Source organism: Pseudomonas sp. LBUM1647 (assembly GCF_059716175.1).
Map to the genome: position 1 here is coordinate 4,772,775 of NZ_CP166809.1, position 11,001 is coordinate 4,783,775.

Below are 11,001 nucleotides of genomic sequence, written 5' to 3' on the forward strand. Positions count from 1 at the left end.
CGCACCTACAAGCGTTGGCCGAGCAAAGCTCGCAAGGGAGAAAGCAGCACAGTCCACAGACCTGACCTGCCGACACTGATGTGCGGCAGTGGCTGTTTGTGCGAACGAACACTGACCGGCCGCCATCGAGGCAACGGGACGTAAGACGACGCCTTGGCCCGCGCAGGCAAACGCAGCCCCGTGCGTTTTTCACCCAGCAATGAACGGCGCAGCAAAGTGCCGAACGCCAACGCCGGTTCAGCCTTGCTGACCACGTTGATAGTCGCGTCGCTGAACAGCCGCGCAATCAACCGCCGACGCAATGCTTCATCAAGGTCGGCAAACCTCAAGCCCAACTGGTCATCGCCGTGATTGCGCATGACTTCGACGTCGAGCCACCCGAGTTTGTCGATCCATATCTGACCGCAAAGCCCCGGTTTGATCGAAGAGGCGAAGGCGCAGCTCAAGGACACGCCGCTGAGGGAAATATCCACCAGGCGACCGGGAAGGACTTTGCCGCCAAAGCGGAAACCGGTGGGCTTGTCGAAGGGAAAACGCTCTTCGCCATGTAGCCGTGGCCGGTCGACACAGGCCACCAGGGTTGCCAGGTTGTAGACCAGCGCGACAACCGTCCAGCACAGATTGAACAGCATGTTGCCGTCGAACGAGGCGGCAGTGCTGATGGCGATGTAAGCACCGATCTGCGAGAACAGCGTCAGCGCGAAAAAGAATCCGAACAGCTTCCAGTGCACCATCGTGCGCGAACGATCGAGGCCTTTGGCAGTCACTTTGAACGGCCGCCCGAACGGCCGGATCATCGCGCTGACGATGGTAGCAGTGACCGCCAGAGAGGCAACGATCTGCGTGACCTCGGTAAAAACAGGCAAGGTGCGCCGATCCGTGACCCAGGTCCCGTAACCCCAGAACGCAATCAACGCCGGCATCCCAAAGGCGAGGAAGTCGACCGGATTGGCGTAAAAACCGGCGATGCCGAAGTACCAATACAGCACCGGCGAGACCAGCATCATCAAAATGAACGGCTTGGAGAACCAGTGCATCAGGCCATGCACATAGTGCAAGCGGTCATTAAGCGTGTAGCCACTGCCACGCAGCGGACCGTCCTTGAGCAGCGCCACCTGAATGGTGCCCAGGCACCAGCGTCCGCGCTGGTTGATGTATTCGGTCAGGCCCTCGGCAGACAGACCGATCGACAGACGCTCATTCAGCCAGCGCGTGACGTAGCCTTTTTGCAGCAGTCGATACGTGGTGTAGATGTCCTCGCAGACCGAGCCTGTAGGAAAACCGCCGATCTCGGTGATCAAATCGCGCCGCACGACGAAGGACGTACCGACGCAAAACGCCGCATCCCAGCCATCCTTGGCTGGCTGGAACACATCAAAGAACACCCGCTGCTCATCCACCCAGCAGGCAGACGTGCCGAGGTTGTGCTGAATCGGATCGGGGTTGTAATAGAACTGCGGCGTCTGCACCAGACCGACTTTCGGGTCGTCGAACAACCCCAGCGTGCGCATCAGAATCGGTTGCTGCGGGGCGAAGTCGGCGTCGAGCACCAGAATGTATGGTGCATTGCTGCCGGCCGCCGATTGGCGCAAGCCGTTGTTCAGATTGCCAGCCTTGGCGTGTGAGTTGTCGGGGCGCCGCGCGTATTGCACGCCGACCTCAGCGCAGTAATCGCGCAACCAGTCGCGGCGCGTATCGTCGAGCACCCAAAGGGTGAAGTTGGGGTAGTCGATGGCCTGGGCGGCAATGATGGTTTTTTCGAGGATGTCCAAACCTTCGTTATACGTGGCAATAAACACGTCCACCGCTGGCACATTCGCGCCCTGTGCGCGAAGCCGCCGCTCGCCCGCATCAGCATCCTGGGTGTGATCCGAGCGACACAGCATCACGACGATAGAAAACAGCGTGTAACCAATCGCCAGCATCTCGAAGAACAAAAAGGCGTACGCCCAGACCGTGGCAAAGCCTGAATGACTGTCGGGCAACGTGTCGCGAATCCGCCAGGCGGCGTAGTTGACCAGCAACAACGCGGTGATTGCGCCGAAACCGGCACGCGCCGCCCATTGATCCCGATGGGTCAGACAGGTGAACAGAATCACCACCGCCAGCGTCCAGAAATTGATTTGCAGCAGTTGCAGCGAGTCCAGTGCCTGCATGTCAGTCAGCCTCTAGCGAACCGGTGAAGGGATTGACGCCGGTGGCCGCAATCGCCGCCCACGCTGTAGCGCCCAAGTGAGGCAGGTGGTAATAGAAAAAGTCATTGGTGACGGAGTCCGGGCCTATGGCCAGCCCGGTACTGATGCGCGGCGCCGGTGTTGCAAACAGCCAGCCATTGCCGGCCTCTTGGGCCAGCAACACGCTCCACAGCGGGTGCGCCTTGTCACTCAGGCCACTCAAACGCGCGACGGCTGCAGCCTGGGCGGTGCCTTCGGTCCATAAGCCGTCGGGGTCACGGTTGAAACCGTAACCTTCACCGGCGCGGTGAGCGTGGTCGATGAATGCGAAGACCCGACGCCAGTCCTTGGGTGGATCGTGCAAAGCGATCAATGGCCAGATCTGCGCATCCAGACCAGAGCGCACGCGGTCCGAGGTTTGGCCATCCGCTCCGGTACCGATCAGAAAGCGCCCTTCTTCAGCGTCCCACTGGCTGTACACAAACTGCCGGGCAATCCGCGCCTGCCGCGCAGTCCCCTGATCCGGCGCCACATTGTTGAGCGCCGACCACGCCGCCGCCAGATCGACGTTGTGCTCGGTGGATTTCCAGTTTTGCTGGATCTGTTTGGAGAAATAGCCGTAATAACCGCCGCTGAAGCCTGCCGGTGATTGCCCGTCGTAGGTGTTTTGCTGCGACCAGTGCAAGGCTTGTCGCGCAGCCTCAAGGTAAGACGCCTCGCCGCTTTGGCGAAAAGCCTCCAACAAGGCCAACGCTGCCCAGGCCTGATTGCCGGTGGCGCTGCTGACTTGATAGGCGTCCTGATTCCAGGCGTTGCGCTCGGTACTCCAGTAGCCCGGCAACTTCATAGACGGCGCACCGACCGGGCCGGCAGCGTAGGCATTGCGCAGTCGTCCATCCTGATATTCCGGATCGTGGCGCGTGGCGAAGGCCAATGCATCGGCGATCCGCCGCGCCGACTCGGCCTTGCCACAGGCAAACAGCGCAATGCTCGCCAGCGCGTTATCGTAAGTGAACGCTACGCCGCGCAACGCCAGGATAGGCGCAGGCTGGCCATCCAGCGGTGGATAACTGGCCACCAGTACCGGACCTGCCGGCAAGGACGTCACGGCCCGATCCAGCGCCGCACAGGTCATCGCCGCCAATTGCGGCCTCGCTTGCGTGGCCATTGCAGACACTCCGCTGGCAAGCAGCATCAAGCCCAGCATTCCTCGAAAAACGATAGTCATGGCCGCGAGACCTCGGCACTCGCCCACAACCCGGGATTGCAGGTCATGGCGCGCTGGGTGTCAGTCAAATCGGCGGCAAACGTACCGACGACGTACACGGAGTTCTGTTCGGCGTAAGGGAACGGCACGCTGTAGGTGTTGGCGCGAATATCCGAAGCGCTGGACAACAACTGCACCACGCTGGCTTTGAGCGGTTGATCCAGGCCGCGGATTTTCACTGTGAGGACGCTGTCGCGGTCGATCTTGCTGGCCATGCGCTCGGGGAACACCGCAATGACGTAGCTCTGCGCGCAATCAGTGGCGCGCAGCAAAGTCGATCCGGCTTGCACCAGCGTGCCCTGCGGCGCCAACAGCTCCTGGACGGTGCCCGGCGAATACGCCACGACGTCATAACCGGCCATCAACTTGACCCGATTCTGTTCGGTTTCGATCAGCTGGTTGAGGTTGTCGAGTTCCTGTTGATAGGTCGCGCGATTGCGCGCCTGATTCTCCAGGCTGAGTTTCAGCGTAGTCATTTGCGCACTGAGATCAAACATGCGCAGTTGATCGGGATCGAGGTAAACCTGTTTATTGGCGGCACTCACGTCGCCGTCATTGATCCGTAATTGCGAGCGTACCGACTCGGCCGCACCTTGCAATGAAGCCAACTGGGCTTTGGATGAGGCAACCACCGCGCCACTCACCGCCCCTTGAACGAACAACTCGAGATTGCGTTCGACGGTTTCCTGAGCATCCATCAACCGCGCACTGGCGGCACTGCTCTCGGCTTTCAGGGCCCTTTGGGTAAAGAGTTGGCGGGTATGGAATGCCGTTTGGTATTGCTGGCTGGTTTTCTCCAGCGCCTCGTAATACTGCTGATCGTGCTCAGCCTGACTGGCTGAAGAGGACAGCTGTTGCTCAAGGGTCAGGCGCCGGGTTTGCAGGGTCAGCAAGGTTTCCTGATTCGCTCGCGGGTTTTCAACAACGGCGATTTTCTGGCCCTGGACAAACGTCGCGCCGGGTTTGACCTCCAGTGCGCTCACCACACCGTCAATCGGCGTTGTCAGCAGTATCACCGGTGCATTCAAAATCGCCCGTGTGGCTGAGGCCGACACCAACGGCATCAGCAACGTCGATAACAACAGCCAAACAATAAACCCAAGAACTCCCAAACCAACCAAACGGGGTAACAGTGACAATAGCCTTGAGCGTTCTTCAGCCATGTTCAACTCTCCCGATAGACCAACCGCGTAAAAGTCAGGCAATAGCAAGCCGTGACCGCAAGACACTTTTGGCAGGGTGAGCAATGCAAAATAGTTTTCTGGACGGCAACTAAGCCGACGCTGTTTATCTGGATTTATTGTGATGTGAGCAGGAATGAGATTCCTGTCTTTTTGGAGAATTGCTGTACAGCGGAGTCATCGCAAGTGTTACGGGCCCGAGGCAGAGCGGGCGTTGTCATTGGCGACACTATGTTCAGCGCTTTGGAGTGTCAAGCATCCGAAGGAAACAATTAAATGACGTCAAATATGTATCGCGCGAAAGATTGGATCCGTTTTAATTATCCAAAGCCCGACAGCCGACAACTGTTTATTTTTATTAGGAGTTTTTATTTTTTATATTCAAATGAACTTTGTATCGAGTTTTAGATAATTCTTAATTCTCAGCCGGAAAGATTAAAACGATATAAGTGGAACACAAACAAAAACGCCCCGACCAAAGTCGGGGCGTTTTCATGTGCAGCTAACGCTTAGCGCGGGAATGCAGGCGGGTTTACACCGGCCATGTCTTCCATCACGCGAACCACCTGGCAGCTGTAACCGAATTCGTTGTCGTACCAAACGTACAGAACAACGCGGTTGTCTTGGCTGATGGTTGCTTCAGCGTCCACCACGCCTGCGTGGCGCGAGCCAACGAAGTCGGTGGACACCACTTCCTGCGAATTGACGTAATCGATTTGCTTATGCAGATCGGAGTGCAGCGCCATGTAGCGCAGGTACTCGTTCATCTCTTCACGGGTGGCGGCTTTCTCAAGGTTCAGGTTGAGAATGGCCATCGACACGTTAGGCGTCGGAACGCGGATCGCGTTACCGGTCAGTTTGCCGGCCAGTTCAGGCAGTGCCTTGGCAGCAGCGGTGGCAGCACCGGTCTCGGTGATCACCATGTTCAACGCGGCGCTACGGCCACGGCGATCGCCCTTGTGGAAGTTGTCGATCAGGTTCTGGTCGTTGGTGTACGAGTGAACCGTTTCAACGTGACCGTTGATGATGCCGAACTTGTCGTTGACGGCTTTGAGCACCGGCACGATGGCGTTGGTGGTGCAGGAAGCCGCGGAAACGATCTTGTCATCAGCGGTGATTTCACCGTGGTTGATGCCGTGAACGATGTTCTTCAGCTTGCCTTTGCCAGGCGCGGTCAGAACAACGCGATCGATACCCGGGCAAGCCAAGTGCTGGCCCAGACCGTCGGCGTCACGCCATACACCGGTGTTGTCCACCAGCAGCGCGTCTTTGATGCCGTACTGGGTGTAGTCCACTTCAGTCGGGTTTTTCGCGTAGATAACCTGGATCAGGTTGCCGTTGGCGGTGATGGTATTGTTGGCTTCGTCGATGGTGATGGTGCCATCGAACGGACCATGGACCGAGTCACGACGCAGCAGGCTGGCACGTTTGACCAGATCGTTCTCGGCGCCCTTGCGGACAACGATGGCGCGCAGACGCAGGCCGTCGCCACCACCGGTTTTCTCGATCAGGATGCGCGCCAGCAGACGGCCGATACGACCGAAGCCGTACAGAACAACGTCGGTGCCTTTGCGGGCGGAAACATTTTGCTGACCAACGACGTCAGCCAGTTCTTCACGGACGAACTGCTCGGCAGTGCGGCCATTGCCTTCAGTCTTGAACTTGACCGCAAGCTTGCCCAGGTCTACCGAAGCGGCGCCGAGCTTGAGCTCGCTCATTGCTTTGAGCAGCGGGAATGTTTCGTGGACGGACAATTCGCTGTCATCGGACTGACGATGACGAGCAAAGCGGTGAGCTTTGAGAATCGCAATGACTGAACGATTGATCAGGCTGCGGCCATAGATCGAGCTCACCACGTTGTTATTGCGGTAGAGCTGACCGATAAGCGGAATCATCGCTTCTGCGAGTGCTTCACGGTCGATCCATTCACCAAGACACTGGTCGGGCTTCTGAGTCACGGGAACCTTCCACATGTAGGGGCAGAAAAAAGGGGCTACATTATGCCGCCGAGTGCCTCCCGTAGCAATGCGCGCCTGTCGCGCGGCCAGTAACAAAATCCTCTTCAAAAAAATGACGCACGGCTCAAGCCCAATGAAACCGCGGCCTGCAGCGCAGTCATTTTTTGGGAGACAACGCTGTCTTGTCTGTAACCCTCCGTAACACTCGGTCGTTTTGCCACTACATATTCAGTCATTTTTACTAAAAAACGGGCCGATTTTGTCTTTACCACTACATTTCGCCCAACCTGCGTAATAGACACAGTCTGCAACTGACAGGCGGCACCCGGGACCGTTACAATTACCGACTTTGTCGCAACGCTTGGAGCTCAACCTTCCGTGCCCGTTCTGCGTCTACCGCTTCTCCCTGCCGCGGCAGGTAAACAGCACTGGGGCAACCTGCCCGGTGCCGCCCTGAGCCTGGCCATTGCCGAGGCCGCCAGCGCTGCCAAGCGCTTCACCCTGCTGCTGACCGCCGACAGCCAAAGTGCCGAACGGCTGGAACAGGAGCTGAGTTTCTTCGCCCCGGATTTGCCGGTGCTGCATTTCCCGGACTGGGAAACCCTGCCCTACGATCTGTTTTCGCCGCACCAGGACATTATTTCCCAGCGAATCTCCGCGCTGTATCGATTGCCGGAGCTGAGTCATGGCGTTTTGGTCGTGCCGATCACCACGGCCCTGCATCGCCTGGCGCCGACCAAATTCCTGCTCGGCAGCAGCCTGGTGCTGGACATCGGCCAGAAGCTCGATGTCGAGCAAATGCGCACCCGGCTTGAGGCCAGCGGCTATCGCTACGTCGATACCGTCTACGAGCATGGCGAATTTACCGTCCGCGGCTCGCTGATCGATCTGTTCCCGATGGGCAGCAAATTACCTTTCCGCATCGACCTGTTCGACGACGAAATCGAGACCCTTCGTACATTCGATCCGGAAAACCAGCGCTCCATCGACAAGGTTGAAACGGTTCGCCTTCTGCCAGCGAGAGAGTTTCCGCTGCAAAAGGATGCGGTCACCCGCTTCAAGGCGCGCTTCCGTGAGCGTTTCGATGTCGACTTCCGTCGCTGCCCGATCTTCCAGGACTTGAGCAGCGGGATTACACCGGCCGGTATCGAGTACTACCTGCCGCTGTTTTTCGACGAAACCTCCACGCTGTTCGATTACCTGCCGCAGGACACGCAAGTGTTTTCCCTGCCCGGCATCGAGCAGGCGGCGGAAAACTTCTGGAACGACGTGCGCAATCGCTATGAAGAGCGTCGCGTCGATCCGGCCCGTCCTTTGTTGCCGCCGGCTGAACTGTTCCTGCCAGTGGAGGATTGCTTCGCGCGCCTGAAGAACTGGCCGCGCGTAGTCGCCAGTCAACAGGACGTTGAAACCGGCGTTGGCCGCGAGCGCTTCCCCGCTCGGGAGCTGCCGAACCTGGCCATCGAAGCCAAGGCCACCCAACCGTTGGCGGCGCTTGCGGGTTTCCTCGACGAGTTCCCCGGTCGCGTGCTGTTTACCGCCGAGTCCGCGGGCCGTCGTGAAGTGTTGCTGGAATTGCTGGAACGCCTGAAGCTGCGACCGAAAACCGTCGACAGCTGGCCGGACTTTGTCGCGAGCAAGGAGCGCCTGGCGATCACCATCGCGCCACTCGACGAAGGTCTGGTGCTCGACGACCCGGCGCTGGCCCTGGTCGCTGAAAGCCCGTTGTTCGGTCAGCGCGTGATGCAGCGCCGTCGCCGCGAGAAACGCGCCGACGCCAACAACGATGCCGTGATCAAAAACCTTACCGAACTGCGCGAAGGCGCGCCGGTGGTGCATATCGATCACGGCGTCGGTCGCTATCTCGGGCTGACGATTCTGGAAATCGATAGTCAGGCCGCTGAATTCCTGACCCTCGAATACGCCGAAAACGCCAAGCTTTACGTGCCGGTGGCCAACCTGCATCTGATCGCCCGATACACCGGCAGCGACGATGCCCTGGCCCCGCTGCACCGCCTGGGCTCCGAGACCTGGCAGAAAGCCAAACGCAAAGCTGCCGAACAAGTACGCGATGTGGCCGCCGAGTTGCTCGACATCTATGCCCGCCGCGCCGCTCGCGAAGGTTATGCGTTCGCCGACCCGAAAGCCGATTACGCGACCTTCAGCGCCGGCTTCCCGTTCGAAGAAACACCGGACCAGCAAACCACCATCGACGCAGTGCGCACCGACATGCTCGCACCGAAACCGATGGACCGCCTGGTCTGCGGCGACGTCGGTTTCGGCAAGACCGAAGTGGCGATGCGCGCAGCGTTCATCGCGGTACACGGCGGTCGTCAAGTGGCGATTCTGGTGCCGACCACCCTGCTCGCCCAGCAGCATTACAACAGCTTCCGCGACCGCTTCGCCGATTGGCCGGTGAGCGTGGAAGTGATGAGCCGCTTCAAATCGACCAAGGAAGTAAACGCCGCGGTTGCGGATCTGGCCGAAGGCAAGATCGACATCGTCATCGGCACGCACAAGCTGCTGCAGGACGACGTGAAAATCAAAAACCTGGGGTTGGTGATCATCGACGAAGAGCACCGTTTCGGTGTCCGTCAGAAGGAACAGCTCAAGGCCCTGCGCAGTGAAGTCGACATACTCACCCTGACCGCCACGCCGATTCCGCGCACGCTGAACATGGCGGTGTCGGGCATGCGCGACCTGTCGATCATCGCCACGCCGCCGGCCCGTCGCCTGTCGGTACGGACTTTCGTCATGGAGCAGAACAAGAGCACGGTCAAAGAGGCCTTGCTCCGTGAGCTGTTGCGGGGCGGTCAGGTCTATTACCTGCACAACGACGTGAAGACCATCGAGAAATGCGCCGCCGACCTCGCCGAACTGGTGCCGGAAGCACGGATCGGCATCGGCCACGGGCAGATGCGCGAACGCGATCTCGAACAAGTGATGAGCGACTTCTACCACAAGCGCTTCAACGTGCTGATCGCCTCGACCATCATCGAGACCGGCATTGACGTGCCGAGCGCCAACACCATCATCATCGAGCGCGCCGACAAGTTCGGCCTGGCGCAGCTGCACCAGTTGCGCGGCCGGGTCGGTCGCAGTCACCACCAGGCTTACGCTTATTTGCTGACGCCGCCGCGTCAGCAAATCACGCCTGACGCCGAAAAACGTCTGGAAGCGATCGCCAATACCCAGGACCTCGGTGCGGGCTTCGTGCTCGCCACCAACGACCTGGAAATCCGTGGCGCCGGCGAATTGCTCGGCGACGGGCAGAGCGGGCAGATTCAGGCCGTCGGCTTCACGCTGTACATGGAAATGCTCGAGCGCGCGGTGAAGTCGATCCGCAAGGGCGAACAACCGAACCTCGATCAACCGCTCGGCGGTGGCCCGGAAGTCAATCTGCGAGTACCGGCGTTGATTCCCGAGGACTATCTGCCGGACGTACACGCCCGACTGATTCTCTACAAACGCATCGCCTCGGCCACCGACGAGGAAGGCCTCAAAGACTTGCAGGTGGAGATGATTGATCGTTTCGGCCTGCTGCCGGAGCCGACCAAGAACCTGATGCGCATTACCGCGCTGAAATTGCAGGCCGAGCTACTGGGCATCAAGAAACTCGACGGCGGCCCGCAAGGTGGCCGAATCGAGTTCGCGGCGCAAACCCCAGTTGACCCGCTGACGCTGATCAAGCTGATCCAGAGCCAGCCAAAACGTTACAAATTCGAAGGCGCCACGATGTTTAAATTCCAAGTGCCGATGGAGCGCCCGGAAGAGCGCTTTAATACTGTAGAGGCGCTGTTTGAGCACCTCATTCCGAAAACTGCTTGAAGGACGCCGCATGCGCCTGTTTCGCTTACTGACCTTGTTGACAATGTTAATAACAGCGCTGGTCACCCCTACGGCATTTGCCGATGACTTGTATCAGATTGAAATGATTCTGGTCCGCCAAAACGCCGTGCCCGCCATCGTCAGCCGCGCCGCGCCGGAAGACTGGGCTGCCGGAGCTCAGCCCATCAGCCCCGACAGCCTGCGCACACCGAGCCTCAATGGCGAAGTGGAAAAACTCACCGCCAGCAATGAATACACGGTGTTGCTGCACAAGGCCTGGCAACAGAACCTTGGCGAAGAAGCCAGCAAAGTTGCGATCAGCGAGGGCAAAGAACAGTTCGGCCAGTTCCCGATCGAGGGCACGCTGAGCATGAAACTGGGACGGTTCACCGATGTGGATGCAGACTTCTGGGTCAACCAGATCGACGCCAACGGCATGGTCACCGCCAGCGAACGCATGAAGCAGGAAAGCCACACCAAGAACGGCCAGCTGAACTTCCTCGACAACGGCCATCTCGGCCTGCTGATCAAGATCACCTCGCTGACTGCCCCTGCGCCTCGGCCAGTCCCCGATGAAATTCCGGACTGATTGA

Annotated in this window: 6 protein-coding genes; 2 read left to right on the forward strand and 4 right to left on the reverse strand. The window is 59.0% G+C overall.

Translation table 11 applies throughout. From position 1 onward, the window contains the following. Positions 1-5 precede the first annotated feature (5 nt). From ACA059_RS21975 to ACA059_RS21990, 4 genes are all read right to left on the reverse strand, one after another. Positions 6-2,156, reverse strand: coding sequence for a glycosyltransferase family 2 protein (locus tag ACA059_RS21975; protein ID WP_497630985.1), 2,151 nt, complete (start codon positions 2,154-2,156; stop codon positions 6-8). A gap of 1 nt (position 2,157) precedes the next feature. After that, positions 2,158-3,342, reverse strand: coding sequence for a hypothetical protein (locus tag ACA059_RS21980; RefSeq protein WP_497630986.1), 1,185 nt, complete (start codon positions 3,340-3,342; stop codon positions 2,158-2,160). Positions 3,343-3,398: 56 nt separating this feature from the next. After that, positions 3,399-4,604, reverse strand: a complete 1,206-nt coding sequence (locus ACA059_RS21985) for an HlyD family secretion protein (RefSeq protein ID WP_497630987.1) — start codon at positions 4,602-4,604, stop codon at positions 3,399-3,401. Positions 4,605-5,131: 527 nt separating this feature from the next. Beyond that, positions 5,132-6,595, reverse strand: a complete 1,464-nt coding sequence (locus tag ACA059_RS21990; protein ID WP_458509372.1) for a glyceraldehyde-3-phosphate dehydrogenase — start codon at positions 6,593-6,595, stop codon at positions 5,132-5,134. Between the two features lie 363 nt (positions 6,596-6,958). Here ACA059_RS21990 and mfd point away from each other — a divergent pair, with 363 nt between their 5' ends. Next, the gene (mfd, locus tag ACA059_RS21995; RefSeq protein ID WP_497630989.1) at positions 6,959-10,408 is read left to right on the forward strand and encodes a transcription-repair coupling factor; all 3,450 of its coding nucleotides are present in this window, start codon (positions 6,959-6,961) and stop codon (positions 10,406-10,408) included. 10 nt (positions 10,409-10,418) lie between these two features. Continuing rightward, positions 10,419-10,997: a CsiV family protein gene (locus ACA059_RS22000; RefSeq protein WP_497630991.1), complete on the forward strand. Its 579-nt coding sequence runs from the start codon at positions 10,419-10,421 to the stop codon at positions 10,995-10,997. Positions 10,998-11,001: the final 4 nt, after the last annotated feature.

Coding starts and splice junctions, on each gene's coding strand:
- ACA059_RS21975 (WP_497630985.1), bottom strand. CDS start 2,156: ATGCAGGCACTGGACTCGCTGCAACTGCTGCAAATCAATTTCTGGACG.
- ACA059_RS21980 (WP_497630986.1), bottom strand. CDS start 3,342: ATGGCCACGCAAGCGAGGCCGCAATTGGCGGCGATGACCTGTGCGGCG.
- ACA059_RS21985 (WP_497630987.1), bottom strand. CDS start 4,604: ATGGCTGAAGAACGCTCAAGGCTATTGTCACTGTTACCCCGTTTGGTT.
- ACA059_RS21990 (WP_458509372.1), bottom strand. CDS start 6,595: ATGTGGAAGGTTCCCGTGACTCAGAAGCCCGACCAGTGTCTTGGTGAA.
- ACA059_RS22000 (WP_497630991.1), top strand. CDS start 10,419: ATGCGCCTGTTTCGCTTACTGACCTTGTTGACAATGTTAATAACAGCG.